9 protein-coding genes are annotated in these 18,687 nt (G+C 73.4%); 2 read left to right on the forward strand and 7 right to left on the reverse strand.

Annotated features, from left to right (window positions below; genetic code table 11):
- The first annotated feature begins 198 nt into the window (after positions 1–198).
- On the forward strand, positions 199–4,140 hold the full coding sequence (locus ACLVWQ_RS34520; RefSeq protein ID WP_414113179.1) for a Pls/PosA family non-ribosomal peptide synthetase: 3,942 nt from the start codon (positions 199–201) through the stop codon (positions 4,138–4,140).
- Positions 4,141–4,248: 108 nt separating this feature from the next.
- The gene (locus ACLVWQ_RS34525) at positions 4,249–5,640 is read left to right on the forward strand and encodes a M1 family metallopeptidase (RefSeq protein WP_414113180.1); all 1,392 of its coding nucleotides are present in this window, start codon (positions 4,249–4,251) and stop codon (positions 5,638–5,640) included.
- Positions 5,641–6,116: 476 nt separating this feature from the next.
- Here ACLVWQ_RS34525 and ACLVWQ_RS34530 read toward each other — a convergent pair whose 3' ends face one another.
- From ACLVWQ_RS34530 to ACLVWQ_RS34560, 7 genes are all read right to left on the reverse strand, one after another.
- Entirely contained in the window at positions 6,117–7,010 is an 894-nt protein-coding gene (locus ACLVWQ_RS34530) for a peptidoglycan-binding protein (protein ID WP_414113181.1), read from the reverse strand.
- A complete protein-coding gene (locus ACLVWQ_RS34535; RefSeq protein ID WP_414113182.1) occupies positions 7,010–8,629 on the reverse strand; it encodes a DUF6519 domain-containing protein in 1,620 nt (539 codons plus the stop codon). The genes ACLVWQ_RS34530 and ACLVWQ_RS34535 overlap by 1 nt, the downstream gene beginning before the upstream one ends.
- Before the next feature lie 62 nt (positions 8,630–8,691).
- A complete protein-coding gene (locus ACLVWQ_RS34540) occupies positions 8,692–10,839 on the reverse strand; it encodes a hypothetical protein (protein WP_414113183.1) in 2,148 nt (715 codons plus the stop codon).
- On the reverse strand, positions 10,839–14,672 hold the full coding sequence (locus ACLVWQ_RS34545; protein ID WP_414113184.1) for a putative baseplate assembly protein: 3,834 nt from the start codon (positions 14,670–14,672) through the stop codon (positions 10,839–10,841). Before ACLVWQ_RS34545 ends, ACLVWQ_RS34540 begins: the two co-directional genes overlap by 1 nt.
- Positions 14,669–17,932 (reverse strand): putative baseplate assembly protein, encoded by a 3,264-nt coding sequence (locus ACLVWQ_RS34550; protein WP_414113185.1) that lies wholly within the window; start codon positions 17,930–17,932, stop codon positions 14,669–14,671. Before ACLVWQ_RS34550 ends, ACLVWQ_RS34545 begins: the two co-directional genes overlap by 4 nt.
- Entirely contained in the window at positions 17,929–18,315 is a 387-nt protein-coding gene (locus ACLVWQ_RS34555) for a GPW/gp25 family protein (RefSeq protein ID WP_414113186.1), read from the reverse strand. Before ACLVWQ_RS34555 ends, ACLVWQ_RS34550 begins: the two co-directional genes overlap by 4 nt.
- Positions 18,312–18,668 carry a hypothetical protein gene (locus ACLVWQ_RS34560; RefSeq protein ID WP_414113187.1) on the reverse strand — a complete coding sequence of 119 codons (357 nt, stop codon included), beginning with the start codon at positions 18,666–18,668 and terminating at the stop codon, positions 18,312–18,314. Before ACLVWQ_RS34560 ends, ACLVWQ_RS34555 begins: the two co-directional genes overlap by 4 nt.
- Positions 18,669–18,687: the final 19 nt, after the last annotated feature.

Below are 18,687 nucleotides of genomic sequence, written 5' to 3' on the forward strand. Positions count from 1 at the left end.
ACATACCGCCACGTCAGAGCGTCGCGGGGCCCGCTCTGACGCAGCCTTCGCGGGGCGTTCACCTCGCTGCCGTGCAGGTCCGGGGCTAGCGTCGTACTAAAATTCCACGCTTGTTCGGAGCTGAGTGGAATATCCCCAGGCATACCTGCGGGCCCGCCGGCTCCCCCGGGGTATCCGGGTACGACATGTGAGGACCCGATGGCAGCCCTCCAGCAAGGCCCCGCGTTCCCTCTGTCCGGCGATCTGTCGGACGCCGAGGTACGGGCGGAGTTCGGTGACCGGGCTCGGTTCTCCGCCGGATCCGCGCCCTCTCCGCGCACGCTCGTCGACATTCTGGACGCCTCCGTGCGGGCCCATCCCGACGAGCCCGCTCTCGACGACGGGCATCGCTGCCTCTCCTACCGTGCGCTGGCCGTCGAGGTCGAGAGCTTGCGGCGGCGGCTGGGTGACGCGGGGGTCGGGCTCGGGGATCGTGTCGGGGTGCGGGTGCCCTCCGGCAGCAACGACTTGTACGTCGCCATTCTCGCCGTGCTGGCCGCCGGCGCCGCCTATGTTCCGGTGGACGCCGAGGATCCTGACGAGCGCGCCGAGCTGGTCTTCGGGGAGGCCGGTGTACGCGCCGTCGTCGGGGCCGGGCATGAGCTGACCGTCGAAGGGCGCAGCGCCGTGCCCGCCTCCCGGCCCGGGGTCGGGCATGACGCCTGGATCATCTTCACCTCCGGTTCCACCGGCAAGCCCAAGGGCGTCGCCGTCAGTCACCGCAGCGCCGCCGCCTTCGTGGACGCGGAGGCCGCGCTGTTCCTCGCCGAGGACCCCATCGGGCCCGGCGACCGCGTCATGGCCGGGCTCTCCGTGGCCTTCGACGCCTCCTGCGAGGAGATGTGGCTGGCCTGGCGGTACGGGGCCTGCCTGGTGCCCGTACCGCGTTCCCAGGTGCGCAGCGGCGCCGACCTGGGCCCCTGGCTGGTCGAGCAGGAGATCAGCGTCGTCTCCACCGTGCCGACGCTGGCCGCCCTGTGGGAGCCGGAGGCCCTCAACGAGGTCCGGCTGCTGATCTTCGGCGGCGAGGCCTGCCCGCCCGAGCTGGTGCAGCGCCTGGTGACCGAGGGGCGCGAGGTGTGGAACACCTACGGGCCCACCGAGGCGACCGTCGTGGCCTGTGCCGCGCTGCTGACCGGCGAGGAGCCCATCAGGATCGGGCTGCCCCTTGACGGCTGGGAGCTGGCCGTCGTCGACGACGCCGGGGACCCCGTGCCGATGGGCGGCAGCGGGCAGCTCGTGATCGGCGGGGTGGGGCTCGCGCGCTATCTCGATCCGGAGAAGGACGCCGAGAAGTACGCCCCGCTGGAATCACTCGGCTGGGAACGCGCCTACCGCAGCGGTGACCTGGTGACCGCCGAGCCGGAAGGGCTGATCTTCCTCGGGCGGGCCGACGAGCAGATCAAGCTCGGCGGGCGCCGTATCGAGCTGGGCGAGGTGGACACCGCGCTCCAGGCACTGCCCGGGGTGGCGGGCGCCGCGGCCGCCGTACGCACCGCCCGCGGCGGCAACCAGCTCCTCGTCGGCTATGTCGTCCTCCAGGACAGCACAGACGACACCCAGGACGCCCAGGACACAGACGACACAGGGGACGGGAACGGGTGGGATCACGCCGCCGCCGTCGAGAAGCTGCGGGCCGTGCTGCCCGCCGCCCTCGTCCCGCTCCTCGCCCCCGTCGCCGAACTGCCGACCCGTACCTCCGGCAAGGTCGACCGCGACGCGTTGCCCTGGCCGCTGGAGGGGCTGGAGAGCGCCGGGCCCAGCGAGCAGCTCTACGGGACCGAGGCCTGGCTCGCCGAGCAGTGGAGCGAGGTGCTCGGTATCCCGGTGGGGTCCGCCCGGGACGACTTCTTCGCGATCGGCGGGGGCAGCCTCGCCGCCGCCATGCTCACCACGCGGCTGCGCACCCGCTACCCCAGCGCCGCCGTGCTCGACATCTACCAGCAGCCGAGCCTGCGCAAGCTCGCCCGGCATCTGGAGAAGTCCGCACAGGGCGACGGTGCCGAGCGGGTGATCCCGCCGGTGCCGCTGCGCGCCAAGGTGGTTCAGCTGCTCGTGCTCGTTCCGCTCTTCGCGCTGCTCGGGCTGCGCTGGACGGTGGCGCTGGCCGCGCTCGGCAACGCCCTCCAGTGGTTCGGGGCGTATCCGTGGGCGCCCACCGCCTCCTGGTGGCTCGTCGCCACGGGCGCCGTCCTGCTCTTCAGTCCGCCCGGCCGGCTCGCGATCGGCGCGGGCGGGGCGCGGCTGCTCCTGCGCAACGTCACACCCGGGAGGTATCCGCGGGGCGGGGGCGTGCATCTGCGGCTGTGGGCCGCCGAGCGGCTCGCCGAGTTCAGCGGCGCGACCTCGCTGACCGGGTCCTGGCTGGAGCGGTACGCGCGTGCGCTGGGCGCCAAGGTCGGGCCCGACGTCGATCTGCACTCGCTGCCGCCCGTGACCGGCCTGCTCAAGCTCGGCCGCGGCGCCGCCGTGGAGTCCGAGGTGGACCTGTCGGGACACTGGCTGGACGGCGACCGCCTGGAGATCGGCGCGGTCAAGGTCGGCGCGCACGCCGTGGTCGGCACCCGGAGCATCCTCTTCCCCGGTGCCCGCGTGGGCAAGCGGGCCGAGGTGGCCCCCGGTTCGGCCGTCACCGGTCATGTCCCGACCGGTCAGCGGTGGGCCGGCGCGCCCGCGGTCAAGCTCGGCAAGGCCAAGCGGGACTGGCCCAAGGAGCGCCCCCAGAAGGGGACGTACTGGCGTGCGATGTACGGGGCGACCGGGTTCGCGCTGACGCTGCTTCCGCTGGTCGCGGGGGTCGCCTCGCTGCTCGTGATGAGCGCCTTCGTGGCGCCCGGCGCCGGGCTCGTCGACGCGCTGCGCGGTGCCGCGGTGGCGCTGGTGCCGGCGACGCTCGCCTTCGGGCTCGCGTACGCGCTGCTCCTGCTGGTCGCCGTGCGGCTGCTCAGCCTCGGTCTGCGGCCCGGTACGCATCCCACGCACAGCAGGATCGGCTGGCAGGCCTGGACCGTCACCCAGCTGATGGACCGGTCGCGGGAGACGCTGTTCCCGCTGTACGCCGGGCTGGTCACCCCCGTGTGGCTGCGGCTGCTCGGGATGCGGATCGGGCGGGGCGCCGAGGTGTCGACGGTGCTCGCGCTGCCGAGCCTGACCACGGTCGGCGAGGGCGCTTTCCTGGCCGACGACACGCTGACCGCGCCGTACGTCCTCGGGGGCGGCTGGATGCGGATCGGGCGGGCGGAGATCGGGCGCCGGGCCTTCCTCGGGAACTCCGGGATGACCGCGCCGGGCCGTTCGGTGCCGGACGGCGGGCTGGTCGGGGTGCTGTCCGCTACGCCGAAGAAGGCCAAGAAGGGCAGCTCCTACCTGGGGCTTCCGCCGGTCAAGCTGCCCCGCTCCACGCAGGGCGGCGACCAGAGCCGTACGTACGACCCGTCGGCGCGGCTGCTGTGGGCGCGGGCGCTGGTCGAGCTGTGCCGGATCGTGCCGGTCTTCTGCTCGGCGGCGCTCGCCGTGCTGACGGTGGCGGCGCTGAGCGCGCTGGGCGGGTGGGCCTGGGCGCTCGCCGGGGTGGTGCTGCTGGGTGCCGGGGCGGCGGCGGGGCTGTTGTCCGTGGTCGCGAAGTGGGTGCTCGTGGGGCGCCACCGGGCCGGTGAGCATCCGCTGTGGAGCGGTTTCGTGTGGCGCAACGAACTGGCCGACACGTTCGTCGAGGTCGTCGCCGTGCCGTGGTTGGCCGGGTCCGTGCCGGGTACACCCGTCATGAACCTGTGGCTGCGCGGCCTCGGTGCCCACGTCGGCAAGGGCGTCTGGGTGGAGAGCTACTGGCTGCCCGAGACGGATCTGGTGACGCTGGAGGACGCGGTGACGGTGAACCGCGGCTGTGTGCTGCAGACCCACCTCTTCCACGACCGGATCTTGCGGACGGATACTGTGGTCCTCCGTGAGGGCGCCACCCTGGGTCCCGGCGGAATCGTTCTGCCCGGCAGCACCGTCGGGGCGCGCAGCACACTGGGGCCCGCGTCCCTCGTCATGGCCGCGGAATCCGTTCCCGACGACACCCGCTGGCTGGGCAACCCGATCGAGGCGTGGCGGTCCTAGGAGTGGGCGCGGCCGGTACGCGCCGGGGGACGTCCACCGGGCACGGGCACAGGCACCGGGCGCCACCGGCACGTCGTACGAGCACAGCGCAGGGGAGCAGACACTTCAGTGGTTCGGCAGACAGCGGGAGCGGACCTGGATCCGTACTTTCCGGCGAACGGTGATCCCCGGTACCGGGTGCACCGGTACGAACTCGCCCTCGACTACCGTCCGGGCCCCAACCGGCTGTCCGGGACCGCGCGCCTGAACGCCATAGCGGGCCGTTCGCCGCTCGCGGAGTTCCAGCTGAACCTCGCCGACTTCCGGATCGGGCGGCTGCGGGTCGACGGGCGGACACCGCACTACACGCACCGGGGCGGCCGGCTGCGGATCCGCCCGGCGAAGCCGATCCGGGCCGGGGCCGCGTTCACCGTGGAGGTCCACTGGGCGGGCAACCCCAAGCCGGTACGCAGCCCGTGGGGCGGGCTCGGCTGGGAGGAACTGGAGGACGGGGCGCTGGTGGCGAGCCAGCCGGTGGGCGCGCCGTCCTGGTACCCGTGCAACGACCGGCCCGCCGACAAGGCCTCGTACCAGATCGCCGTCACGACGCCGTCGGCGTACTCGGTGGTGGCGGGCGGGCGGCTGCTGACGCGTACGGCGAAGGCGTCCACGACGACGTGGGTGTACGAGCAGTCGGCGCCCACGTCCAGCTATCTGGTCGGGCTGTCCATCGGGAAGTACCAGACCGTGCTGCTCGGCGACCCGGGTCTTGGTGGTGTGCCGCAGACGGGGCACGTGCCGGTGCGGCTGCTGACGGAGTTCTCGCGGGACTTCGCCCGGCAGCCCGCGATGATGGCGCTGTTCGAGGAGTTGTTCGGGCCGTATCCGTTCGGTGAGTACGCAGTCGTCGTGACGGAGGAGGAGCTCGATGTGCCCGTGGAGGCGCAGGGGCTGTCGCTGTTCGGCGCGAACCATGTGGACGGGGCGCGGGGGTCCGAGCGGTTGGTGGCGCACGAGTTGGCGCACCAGTGGTTCGGCAACAGTGTGAGCATCGCCGACTGGCGGCACATCTGGCTGAACGAGGGGTTCGCCAAGTACGCGGAGTGGCTGTGGTCCGAGCGGTCGGGTGGGCGTACGGCGCAGGCGTTGGCGGGGATCGCGCACCGGGGGTTGGCCGGGCAGGCGCAGGACCTGCGGTTGGCTGACCCGGGGCGGAAGTCGATGTTCGACGACCGGCTCTATGAGCGGGGTGGGTTGGTGTTGCACGCGGTGCGGTGTGTGTTGGGGGACGAGGCGTTCTTTCGGATGTTGCGGGGGTGGGCCGGGGTGCATCGGGGTGGGGTGGTGACCACGGCGGGGTTCGTCGCGCACGTTGCCCGGTACGCGGTGGAGCCGGTGGATGAGTTGTTCGGGGCGTGGGTGTATGAGGCGGCGTTGCCCGCGTTGCCTGTGCCGGTGTCTTCTGTGCCGGGGGCGGTGATTCCGGCTCGGCCGCCGTATCCGCCTACCGGCGGTGGGTGAGCGGTTCGGGGGGCTGGGCTCCGTGTTGATGGTGCGGGTTCGTCGTGGCTGGTCGCGCAGTTCCCCGCGCCCCTAAAAGATTGCGCCGTTCCCCGCGCCCCTGAAGACGAAGAACGCGCGGTTCCTCGCGCCCCCCAAAGACAAAAGACTGCGCCGCACCCCGCGCCCCCCAAGCCGAAGAACGCACCGTTCCCCGCGCCCCCCAAAGACAAAAGACTGCGCCGCACCCCGCGCCCCCCAAGCCGAAGAACACGCCGTACCCCGCGCCCCTCAAAGACAAAAGACTGCGCCCGCACCCCGCGCCCCCCAAGCCGAAGAACGCACCGTTCCCCGCGCCCCTCAAAGGCAAGAGACTGCGCCGCACCCCGCGCCCCTCAAGCCGAAGAACGCGCGGTTCCTCGCGCCCCCCAAAGACAAAAGACTGCGCCGTTCCCCGCGCCCCTGAGGGCTCGGGGCGCGGGGCCTGAATGGGTTTCCTAGTCTGACTTGGGGACCTTTAGGGCGTCCCAGCTTTTTTTGCCGGGGATTCCGTCTGCGTCTTTGCCCTTGTAGCCGAGTTTTTGTTGCCAGGCCGCGTAGGACTTGCGGTCGGCCTCTGTCCAGTTGGGGCCGGGGCCGGTCTCGTAGCGGCTGCAGCCCTCGGCGACCAGGCGGCGGCCCATCGCGGTGATCGCGGCGGACTTCTGGCCTATGTGGAAGAAGCCGCTGCCCGGGAAGGACTGGTACGTCGGCTTCGGGTTGGTGGGTTTCGGGTCCGGCTTCGGGGTCGTGTTGCCCTTGCCCGCCAGGCGGGCCTTGATGCGGGACCGCATGCTGTCCATCGTGAAGCCGCGCGGGTCGACCTTGCCCGGCTGCCACTCCTTGTGGCCTATGACGGAGCGTTCCGACCAGCCGTGGGCGCGGCAGATCGCGGCGGAGACCTTCTCGATGGCCTCCTTCTGGACCTCGGGCCAGGGGTCCTTGCCGTTGCCGAGGTTGACGCACTCGAAGCCGTAGAAGTGGCGGTTGCCGTCGGTGTCCGCCTCGTTGTCGGCCGGGAGTTTCGTCTCGTTGACGACGGCGCGCAGGACGTCACCGTCACCGAGCCCCGCGTGGTTGGCGCGGCCGTTGCCGACCAGGTGGACGTGGCCCTTCTTGTCGATGACTCCGTGGCACAGGGGTCCCGGCAGGTTCGAGTAGCCGTCGTAGCAGATGTCCACGGAGGCGTCGGTGCCGGACGTGACGGTGTGGTGGATCATCACGCCGTTCATCGGGCCCCAGGCGCCCTTGGAATTGCGGTTGTGGCTGCGCCAGTTGCGGACCTCGTGGACCGTGAGGCCCTCGGCGCGCAGGATCGCCACCAGTTTCGACGCGGTCAGGGGCGTGGCCATCAGTTGTCTCCTTGCGTCGTGCCCGTAGTGCCTGTCGTGCCGGTGGTGTCCGTGGTGTCCACCGCCGCCTCCGCCTCCGCCGTCGTCTGCGACCTGCCGCCGGAGGGGTCGGCCTCCGCCTCCTGTTCCTCCTCGCGGGCCCGTGCCTCCGCCGCCAGCGTCGCCTCGTCGGCCGCCGGGATGTCGGTGGCCAGCGGCGCGAAGCCGAGCCGCAGGTCCACCGCGCCCGCCTCGCTCTTCACGAGGGCCAGCGGCGCGAAGTGGCGGGCGATGCCCGCGGGGGAACGGAGCAGCGGCCTGCGGGCCCGGTCGGCAGGCCATTCGACGCCGCCCGTCGCGGTGCGCGCGGGAACCGTCCAGTGGTCGCCGGTGCGGTACGCGCCGCCCTGGGCGAAGTACACCTCGATGCCGTCCTCCAGGGGCAGCCACTCCCCCTCCGCGACCGGCACGGCCCCGCCCCGCAGCGTGGTCGTACGGCCCTTGCGCCTGGGCCCCTCGTGGTGGTCCCAGCGGCGCAGGAACGGGTTGAGGTGCGGCAGCCGTCCGACACCCGGCTCCGGTTCGGCGGACAGCCGTACGCGGCGGCCCGGCAGGTCCAGTTCCTCGACCCGCAGCAGGGGCAGGGGTTCGAGGCGGGACGCGTACGCCGTGTCGGTGAACTCCACGCGGTCGCCCACGTCCAGGTCCAGTTTGTCGTCGTGGCCCAAGGACGCCAACTGCACCCAGGTGCCGTCGAGTTCGTCGACCGGGAAGACCACGGAGCCGTTCTCGCGGGACCACTTGAACGTGGCGTCCTTCGCCTCGCCGCCCGCGTGCACCTCGACCCGGTACAGCTGGTTCTCCGGGCCCCGGTAGCGCGCGTCGGGCTTGACCAGGCACGGGTCCTCGTCGGCGTGCCCGGGGCGCTCGGCGCGGGCCGCGAGGCGGGCCGAGGAGGCGGCCTGCTTCCCGGCCCAGCGGGTGAACGCCTCGCGGACGGTGTCCTTCGACGGTTCGGGGTCCTCGATCTCCAGGGCCGAGAGCGCCAGCGGCAGCACCTGCCAGACGACCTTGACGCGCGCGGAGGTGTCCGGCATCGCCGCGCCCAGGGCGACCTCGCGCAGCGCCGGGTCCTCGGCCGCGGTGACCGCGCGCTCCCACACCCGGAGGTAGGCGACGAACGGCGCCTGGGCGGGCGAGGGCAGCCGGTCCCCCGGCTTCTCCGGGTCGCGGAAGCCGTCCGGCTGGTCCCAGTACGTCCAGTGCGCGCTCTCCTGCGCGGCGGCCGCTGTTCCCTGCGCCTCGGCCTTGTCGTCTTCGTGCTCCTCGTCCGGTACGGGGACGCCCACGGCCGGGCGGTCCGCGTCGCACAGGATCCCGTCCACGTAGTAGCGGCCGCCGTGGATGAAGAGCGTGTCGATGTCGTGCTTGCCGCCCACGTACTCGATCCGGAAACCGGCCGCGTCGCGCGGTCCGCCGTGCGGTCCGATCAGGTCGGCGGTGAGGGTACGGGCCTGGTGGAGCTGGATCGCCGTCTGTTCGTTGGCGTCCGCGTCGAGCTGGACGCGGCCCTGCTGGGCCACGACCGCCGAGTAGTGCCGCTCCGGGCGGAAGGTGGAGCGGGAGAGATCTGCGTGCATGAAGGGTGTCCCCCTGGTCTGAAGTGCGGGTTCACAAAGTCGTGGGGTGGGTGGAGCGGGGTCTACGTCACGAAGAAGATCCCCGCGTCCGTGCCCGCCGGTGTGTACTCCGCGAGCCGTGCCCGCAGGCTGTCCTCGCGTTGCGGCCGGTACAGGTCGTGGAAGGCGCCGAGTTCGGCCCCGTCCTCCGCGCCGCGCCTGATCTCCTCGGCGCACCGGTCGGCCAGCAGCCCGTACCAGGGCGTCCCGTACCGCGCGGACGTGAACCTCGGCCGTACCCGGGCGGCCTGCCCCGGGCCCGCCAGGTCCGGCTGGCAGCGGTACCTGCGGGGCGTACGGGACCCGGTGGGGACGTACGAGAAGCGCAGGCAGCCGATGCCGCGGCGGGCCACGTGGAGGCGTCCGGTGAAGATCGAGTTCTCGGCGACGCGGACCGCGTGGGTGTGGATCTCGCCGATCACGGTGGTGCGGTGCAGGTGCAGGACGGCGTGGGCGTGCCGGCAGTCGGGGGCGGAGAGTGCCTCGCGGTCGTCGGCGGTGGCGTCCAGGACGCTGTCGCGCAGGTGGATGTCGAGGGGTTCCTCGGAGACCTCGTCGCCGATGACCTCGATGGTGCCGAGGATGCTGTGCTCGATCTGGAGGCACGCGGTGGTGCGTTCCAGGACGATGCTCGGTTCCTCGGGCGAGTGGGGGTCGCACTCGGGTTCCAGGGACCAGCCGGGCACGAGGGTGCAGTGGCGTACGACGACGGCGCCCATCGGCCCGGTGACGTTGATGCCGCGGCCGGTGACGAGCAGCCCGTCGAGTACGATCCGGGGCCGCTCGCCGGGTGCGCAGTCGTCCGACAGGGCACGGATGTTGAGGGCGTCGGGGCGGTTGCTGTACCAGTCGAGCAGCCGGACGACCGGGCGGGTGCCCTCGGCGGCGCGCAGTTCGAGGCGGTCGCCCGGGTCGAGGTCGAAGTCCAGTTGCTCCTGGTAGGCGCCGCTGTGTGTGATCTCGATGATGCCCTCGGGTCCGCAGCGGCCGGCCCTGCGGTCGTGCTGCCAGGCCCGGTAGGCGTCCATGATCTGCCGGTGGCTCTCGCCGGGGCCGACCCGGAACACGGTGGCGTCCGGGCGCGGTTCACGGTCACGGGCGTACTCGCCGCCGCCGAGGTCGGCGGCTGCCGCGTAGTGGTAGTCGACCCAGACGCCCTTGCGGGGCGCGGTCCGTGCGCCGAAGGCGATCCGGCCGCGCTCCGGGTCGACGGCGACCTGGCCGCGCTTGGGGCGGTAGCGCCAGTCGGACAGGTCGGCGACCACGATGTCGGCGGGCGGCACGGGCCGGTCCTCGCCGTCGCGCCGGATGACGAAGCTCTTGCCGGGGCCGTAGTGGTCGGCGAGGCGGTCGTGGAGCCCCCGGCGGTGGATGAGGTCCGGCACGTTGTCGAAGGCGGCGATGTGGGTGGGTGAGGGTTCCGGGACGGGCTTGGTGACGAGCGGGGTGTCGTTGCCGAGGATGGAGAAGGTGTAGAGGTTGCGGGCCCGGTCGACGCAGTAGGCGGGCGAGCTCGTCAGTGCGTACGCCTTCAGGCGCCAGACGTAGAGCCCGACGCCCGCCGGGGTCCAACCCCCTTGCCGGTGGCGGGAGTCGGCCCTGCGGACGTCGGCCGAGCGGGCCACCTCGCCGAAGGGGCCGCCCGCCAGGTCGAGTGCGGAGCCGTCCCTGAGGTCGGCGAGCCGCCCACGGGTGCCGCGCCGGCCCGCTCCGTCCCCGGTGCCGTACAGCTTCACGGGCTGCTGGTGGGCGACGTGGCGGGAGAGTTCGACGGCGCGGGCGGGCCAGTCGGCCACCTTCTCGGAGAGTTCTTCGAGGAGGTGGAGGGTGCCCTTGCGGCGGCGGTTGGCGACCGTGGCGGCGACGTCGGCGCGCGGGGCGACGGCCTCCGTGAGCGCGGCCTGACTCCCGCCGCGCAGCCCGGTGGTGAGCACCCGCTCGTAGCCGGGCAGGGTCCGGTAGCCGACGAGGTCGCCGAGGTACGGCAGCACCCAGGGCGCCGCCGTCTCGACGAACAGGTCCTCGTAGTCCTGCTCGACCCCCGACCGTACGAGGTCGAGCTGCTCGGCCATCACCGCGAGCAGGGCGCGCAGCGGCTCGCCCTCCTGGGCGTCCCGCAGCCGGTGCCACTGGGGAAGCAGCTCGGCGAGTCCGTCCGGTTCCCTGGACATCACTTGACCTCCGTCAGAATCAGGGTGTCCGCGGCCTTCGGCGACAGCAGCGCGAGCTGGGCCGGGCGGATGCCGCGGAAGACGTACACCGAACGGCCCTTCGCCAGGCGGCGGGTGTCGGTGATGTCGGGGTTGAGGCGCAGGAGTCCGGCGAGCGGGACGCCGTACCGGGCGCAGATCTCCGACAGCGTCTCGCCGTCCTGCGCGCGGACGGTGTGGGTCCTCTCGTCGTACGTCGCCCCGCGCGCCGGGACCGACGCCTTCGGCGGGCCGGGGTCCGCGAGCAGGCTCGTGAGTTCCTCGGCGCTCGTGGCGGCGGGCACGCCGGTGAAGACGTCGACGTCCACGTAGTCGACGCCGGGCACCTGGTGGGCGGTGGCCAGGACGTCGGAGAGCCGGGCGGGCTGTCCCAACTCCCTTCCCTCGAAGCCGAGTCGGCGCAGCAGCGCCTGGCGCAGGCGGGGTTCGACGATCTCCCAGGTGTGGTCTGGCGCCACCTTCACCCGCGCGGAGACGAGCAGCGCGACGAGTTCACGGGCGTCCACCCGGACCGGCAGGTTCGGGTCGCCGTACTCGGTGAGCGCTCCGCGCAGGGACCGCAGGAGGGGCGAGTCGCCGCCGTCGCCCGCGACGGGCACGTCGTCCGTGCCCGCGACCGTCACGTGCAGCACGCGGCGCCGTCCGTCGAAGAGTTCGCGTGCGGCGGCCCGTCCGATACCGGCCCGGGAGCGGGCGAAGTCCTCGTAGTCGGTCTCCGACACCAGCCGGTCGAGGGCCGAGACCGCGAGGGGGACGGTGCGGCGGGTGAGGGCGGGGCCGTCCGCGTCGGCGCCGCCGGTGGCGGGGCGTGGGTTGGTGACCGCCGAGACGCCCAGTGGCCTGGTGAGGGCCTGGGTGACACGGCCCGCGGCGACGTTGGCGGCCTTGCCGGTGCCGAAGCGGTAGCGGGCGCGGATGTTCTCGTGGCCGCTGGGCAGCCGGGCGCCGTGGACGCCGTCGCCGAAGGTCACGGTGGTGCGGCCGTCGGCGGTGGTGCCGGTGATGTAGACCCGGTCGCGCGGGGAGCGGCCCGCGAGGCTGTCGACCTCGTGCCAGAGCACGCCGTCGGCGCGCACCTCCAGGACGGGGGTGGCGCCGAGCGGGTTGTCGGCGGCGAGCCAGGTGAGAGGTGACTGCCAGAGCGCGAACGTCTGGTTCACCCGGTCCGAGTCGCCGCTGCCGATCGCCTCGTCGCGGCCCTCGCCGTGCGTCGCCTCGACGACGTTGCCGAGGATCCGCACGCTCTCACGGCGGTAGCGGTACGCGAGGTCCGCGGTGAGCGTCAGCTCGGTGTGCACGTGGTCGCCCGGGAGTCGCGGGTCGACCGCGGGCTCGGCGGCGGCGACGGTGACGACCTCCGTGGCCCGGACGGCGGCCGCGCCGGGTACGTCGCTGCGTTCCCCCTCGACGATCAGGGTGCGGCCGGGCCGCAACCCGTCGTACAGCTCGGCGAGTTCGATCTCGTTGCCGTGCACGTCCTCGCCGAGCGGTTCGTCGGCCGGGCGCAGCGGCTGGCCCGCCGCGTGCACGGTGGTGTCGCGGATGTGCGAGAGCAGGACGTCGAACTCGTCCAGCCACGGGTCGGCCAGGACGAGTTCGGTGCCCCGGCCGGTGATGCCGTAGTTGGTGTACGCGGCCGTGCGGGTGGCCACGACCTTCGTGGTGACGTACGCGAGGGCGGCGTCGCCCGGGACGCCTCCCTCGGCTCCCTTGGTGGGGCGCTGGATCGCCACCCAGCTGCCGACCGTGATGCCGTCGCGCACCGAGTCCAGTTGCAGGACACGGCGGTTGGCGGGCTCCGGCTTCGAGGCGATGACCACTTCCACGTTCGGCGCGGAGCTGCCCACGGTGTACGTGAGGCTCACCTCGTACTCGCCGTGGGTGAACTGCTCGGGTACCCCCGGCCGCAGGGTGACCTGTTCGGAGGTGCCGTTGTGGACGCCCACGTGGATCAGGCCGTCGGCGTCCGGGCGGGACACGAAGAGGGTCCGCTCGGGCAGGCCCGCCCGGAGCACCGCGGTGACGCCGGGCTCCTGCGAGTCGGTGGGCCGCCGGTTGAGCCAGCTCAGCTCGCGGTCCTGGCCCGCGCGGGTGGACAGGTCCACCTCGCCCGTGCCGAGGCGGAAGGTGACCGGTGCGGTGACGGGGAGGTTCTCCGCGCGCTGGTCGGAGCTGCTGCCCTCGACGTACTGGAACTCCGCCCGCACCGGGGTCCTGCCCGCCGTGTCGAACACGACGCGCATGCTGACGAGCGAGGCGCCGGTGAGGGGCCAGTCCGCGGTGCGGATGACCCGGCCCCGGTCGTCCTGGACGGGCTTGAGCGGGGCCATCGCACCGAAGGGGGCGGCGCTCACCCGCAGGGCGAGCAGTTCCCGCAGGAGCTGCGGGTCCGCGGGGGCGGCGGCCGTGCGCCAGGCCGGGTAGAGGCCGGTCAGGCCGGGGTCGAGGACGGAGAGGAGGCGGGCCGTGTCCGCGCCGGGGCGCCGGGTCCCGGCCGCCCCCGCGGTGGAGACGGAGGTGGGGGCGGCCCTGCCGCGCAGTGCGGGCAGGACGGAGCCGAGGGTGTCCAGGGCGGCTTCACGGCGGCCGGCCGACAGTGCCGATACCGATGCCGATCCGGGCGTCGAGGCCGGGGCGCCTGGTTCCGCCGGGGCCGCCAGGGGCTGTCCCTCCGCCGGAGGCACCGGCTGCGAGGGGGCCAGCTCCAGGGCGCGCTCGGCGAGTTCGGCCAGTACCGCCTCCAGTTGCTCGAACCAGGCCGCCACGTCGTCGTACGGCGTCGCGAGGACCTGGGCCTCCCCGAGGCGGGCGACGGGTTCGGCGAGCCGGGCCGCGAGGCTCTCCGGTGTGCCGATGCCGTCCAGGTCGGCGCGCAGCGGGGCGAGGACCTGGTCGTCGAGGTCGTCGACGAGGCGGCTGACCGGGCGCGGGTTGGGCACCTCGGGGGTGGGCGGCTCCTCTCCCGGCTCCCCCGGGGCCGCCGGCTCGGTGGTCCAGCGGCGTACCTCGTCGACGAGTTCCCTGAAGGTGGGCGGGGCCGACCGGGGCAGGCCGATCACGGTGATCTCGTCGTCCCGGTCGACGCGGACACTCGCCACGGGCAGCAGCAGCCGCTGCCCGCCCGCCTGTTCACCGAAGACGAAGAGCAACTGGTCGCCGACCGCGAGGGAGTTGGCGGTGCCCTCGACGAAGAGTCCGGAGCGGCGCTCCAAGTCCTGCGGGGTGACGAGGGAGGGCCGGCGGCGCCTCACCTTCAGTTCGTTCCAGTCCCAGCGGGCCGTCAGGTCGCGGCTCGTCTCGAAGGTCTGCGACTCCTCGTCGGCGGACGCGGGCACGCTGTGGCTGCGCGCGCCCCGCGGGATCACCACGGGCAGGGTCTCGGCGCGCGCGTCGCGTTCGAGGCTGTACGCCAGATGGGTGGCGGCGGCGACTCCCGGGCGCGGCCGGTGCCCGACCAGGCGGCCGAGCAGCGCCAGTGAGCGGTGCTCGTCGGCCGTGCGCAGATAGGCCTCGTCGGCGATCCGCTCGGAGTGGAAGGTGAGCAGGTCGCCCAGGACGGCGGTGGCGTCGAGCAGGCCGAGCGCCGGGTCGTCCGGGGTGCGGACGGTGAGGCCTTCGAGCGCCGGGTACGCGGGTGAGGCGAGCCGGTCGAGCAGGGCCGCCAGGAAGGAGCCGTAGTCGCCGACGCGGTGGTCGAGGGCGGTGCGGCCGGGAGGGTTGTGGATCGGCACGGGGGCGAGTCGCTCGTCGTGACCGCCGCACGCGCCGCCGCAGGTGCAGTCGTCGTCGCTCATCGGGCACCTCCGAGGGAAATCGCCAACCGGCCGTTCTCCGGTCGGTCGGGGTCGTTGTCGCAGGTGGCGATCTCCAGCGGGCCGAGCCGCAGCACGCCGTCCTCCCTCTCTCCTCGGTCCTCGTGGAACAGCCTTCGCAGACGGGTCACCTGGACGGACTCGACGCCCGGCACCGCGGCCGCGACGGCGACCAGGCGGCTGAGCCGGACCGGTTCGCCGAAGGTGAGCGCGTCCGGGTGGAAGAAGCCGAGCCGACCGCCCGGGAGGCGGCCCCGGCCGAGCACGCGGTACAGCTCGGCCAGGATCTGGCCGTGCTGGTGGCCGGGTTTCGCGCAGACCCGCAGCGCGATGTCCAGCGGCACCGGCCTGGCCGCGCCGACCACCAGCTCGTGGCCTATGCGGCGGTACGCCTCCAACGCCCAGGTCACCTCGGCGAGGAGCTCAGGCGTGGGGGCTCCGGCGCCGTACGCGTCCACGGCGATGTGGGCCTCCTGGCCGCTGCCGGTCCAGCGGATCGTGGCGGCTGCTCGCTGGACGCCGGGCAGGGCGGAGGCGAGGGCCGCGTAGTCGTCCGCGGTGACGGCGCGCAGGCGGGTGCGGCGCAGGTCGAGCGGCGCCAACTGGCGTACCTGCTCGACTGGTTCGGGCTCGGTGCCGCCCACGGCGGGGAGCGGATTGCGGACGCCGGTCACGGGTGGCGTCTCGTGGTCGCCGTCGGCGGCCTCGCACAGGACGACGTGGTTGATGGCTTCCGCGCCCACGTTGCCCGCCGTGCCGCCGCCCAGCCGGTAGCGGAGTTCGAGCCGGGTGCCGGGGGTGGGCCGGGCAGCGCGGCGGCCGTCGCCGAAGCGCAGGGCGAGGCGGCCGTCGTCCTCCAGTTCACCGACGAAGTGCCGGTCACGGGCCGTGCTGTCGAGCAGGTCGCGGCGCGGCTCCCAGGTCGTGTCCCCTTCGTGCTCGTGGAGCCGGACGGCCGGCAGCGCCTGTCGCGGGTCGTGCCGGAGCGCGGCCGAGGCGGGACCGCGCAGGACCTGCTCGTCGGGGTGCAGTCCGTCCGCGTACGCGGGGCCCCAACTGTGCGCGATCTCCCAGGCGATGTGCCCGTCGAGGACCGTGCCCGCGCGGGCCCGTGCCGTGAGCACCTGGACGCGCCGGAGCTTGGCGGCGAGCAACCGGTCGCTGCGGAAGAGGAGTTCACGCAGCGCGCGTACCGGGTGGCGGCGCAGTTCGAGGCGTTCCAGGATCTTCAGGCCGTAGAGCACGGTGAGTTCGGCGATCTCGGGGTCGCCGAGCCCGTCGCGGTCGCGGGCGCTGCGCCACAGTTCGACCAGCCGCTGTTCGACCCGTCCCGGGATGGCGGCGATCCGGTCGGCCTGGCCGGTGGCGACGGCCGAGGGGTCGGGGAAGGGCACGGCCTGGGTAACGGGAGAGCGACCGAGGACCGGGCGGAAGCGAGGGGTGATGCCCGGGTACACGGACTGGGCCAGCAGCGTTCGGAGGGCCGCGGCCTGCGCGTACGCCGCATGGGGCACGACCCGGCCCTCGCCGCCTTCCCCTCCTCCGGGCGCGGTGGCCCCCGCCGCCCCCGTCTCGTTCCTGGTGTGCCGTCCGTGCCGCTGCCCGGTGAGTTCCAGGCCGAGTCCGGCGCGTACGGTCGCGTCCTCGCCGACCACGTCGAACAGTTCGCGGACGTCGTGGGGGGTGAGCGGATCGCCGCACTCGGCCTTGTCCGTGAGGGAGTTGACGAGGCGGGCGGGTGCGTTGCCCTCGTCGCGGTCGCCGCAGCCGAAGACCGCGGGGGCGCAGGAGCCGACGACGGCGGGTGCGGGCGGTACGGTCACCGTCTCCGGGAGGCCGTCGCCGCACCAGTTCAGTGAGCGGCCGTGGTCGACGAGGACGACGTTGCCGCGGGCGACCGTCACGTCCTCGACCGGCTCGCAGTGGCGTCCGCCGCGTGCGGTGAGGGAGAGCGGGAAGCGCAGGGCGTCCTCGGCGGCCCAGGTGACCTCCAGGACCGGCTGGTCCTCGATGCGGTCGACGCCGGGGGTGACGGATGTCAGCCGTACGGCCTGGCGGTGGGTGGGGTCGGCGTCGCCCGGTGTGCCGGTGCGCGGTCCCTTCACCTCTTCCAGGACGAGCAGGTCACCGGGGCGCAGGGCGAGTCGGCGTTCCTCGCAGGTCTCCGTGTCGCGCCACTCGTCGCGCAGGGTCGCGGCGGTGGCGCCGCCGGGCAGGGAGCGCACCTCGCCGCCCCAGGTCCACAGCCGGATGGTGTTGTGGGCGGCGCGCAGCTCCAACGGGTCGGCCGCGGCGACCGGTTCGAAGACCTCGACCGAGCCGCGCTCGTCGAGTTCGGCTAGGTCCCCGTCGCCGATGACCGTGCCGGGTTCCGGGCGGTCGTGCGGGTCGAGGGCGCGTACGTCGACGGAGGCGAACCGGTACGTGCCCGGGAGCAGCGTGTGGTCGCCCGCGGCCGCCACGGTGACGTAGGCGCGGGCGTTGGCGCCGTCGTGCATCGCGTAGTCGATGAGCCGGACGTGCCGGCGGACCGAGACCCGGCGGCGCGCGGTGTCGAGGTACGCCTCCGTGGCGACGGCGTCCTGCTGGTAGCTGATCTGGTCGCCGGTGTACGCGAGCATCTCGACGAGCGTCATGCCCAGGTCGGCGGGGTTGCGCTCGACCCAGTCGGGGGTGGTGAGCGCGAGCCGGTCCAGGAGCAGCTTGCGGATGGTCTCGTAGTCGCGGGCGGTGTAGTCGACGACGGGTGCCACGGGGAACTCGTGCGGCCCGTGGCCCCCGCCGCCCTGGTGGCTCTCGCTCCCGTAACTGTCGTCCGCGCAGTCGAAGGGGGTCGGGCAGTCGGGGCGGAAGGCGAAGGTGGCGCTGTGATAGCGCTGGTCGAAGCCGCGGAAGGGTTCCGTGCCGGGGCGCCCGTACGGGTCGGTCTCGACCAGGGAGAGCCGGTAGCGGGAGGTGTCGCCCGCCCGGTCGAGGGTGACGTACAGCCGGTCGTCGAGTTCGGGGTCCTCCTCGCGCTCGACGCCGAGGTCGACGACCGTGATGTCGGTTCCGCTGACGCGCCGGCCGCCGTCGATGCGTACGTTCTCGGCGCACAGGCCGTGCGGGGCCTTGCCGAGGAACGTGACGGTGAGGGTGAGTCCGTCGTCGCCGACCTCGACGGCGTCGACTCCGTTGAGCTGGGCGGCTCTCGCCTTCGCCCGCCGGGAGGTGGAGTTGGAGGTGGCCGAGGTGGTGCTCATGCGGCGGCCCTCCCTTCGAAGACGTCGTCGCGGCGCGTCCCGGTGGAGCGCACGGCGTACGAGAGGTGTACGCGGACGGTGTCGTCCTCGCTGATCACGTCGAGGGCCACCACGTCGACGAGGTCGCCGAGCCAGCGCTGCAGGGATGCCTGCACGGACAGTTCGAGGGTGCTGGTCAGCTCGGGGCTGTTGGGGGCGAACACCAGGTCGAGCAGCCCGCAGCCGAAGTCGGGGCGCATCACGCGTTCGCCGGGGCTGGTGAACAGCACCTGCTCGATGAGGTCGCGGACGTGTTCGTCGTGGCGGGCGTGCGCGGTACGGCCACGGCGGTCGGCCCGGAAGGGGAACGCGATGTCGGTACGCGTGCGGGTGCGTGGGCTCATCGGACGGTCACCTTTCGCCGGTCGGGCTGGACGACGGGCGGCCCCTGCGGCACGAGGGCCGCCGTGAAGCACTGGGCGGCCGAGGTGTCGAGGAGCACGGCCGCGCCGCCGACGGTGACCCCGGTGCCGCCGTCGGCCGTCCAGCGGACGGAGACGCAGGGCACGGGCACGCCGTCGACGGTGTGCGGGCAGCCGGTCACGACGTAGCCGTCGGTGGCCGTGGCGACGGGACGGCCGTCCACGAGTACGGCGGCGGTGGATGTGGTGGCGGTGCTCGCACGGCCGCCGTGCGGGCAGCTGATCACGGCTCCGGCGCCTAGCAGGCCCCCGGACGCCCCTGTTGCACTGGACACTTGATGGGTCCCCCGTCTT

It is taken from the genome of Streptomyces sp. CWNU-52B (assembly GCF_047444975.1).
In the GTDB taxonomy this organism is placed as follows: domain Bacteria; phylum Actinomycetota; class Actinomycetes; order Streptomycetales; family Streptomycetaceae; genus Streptomyces.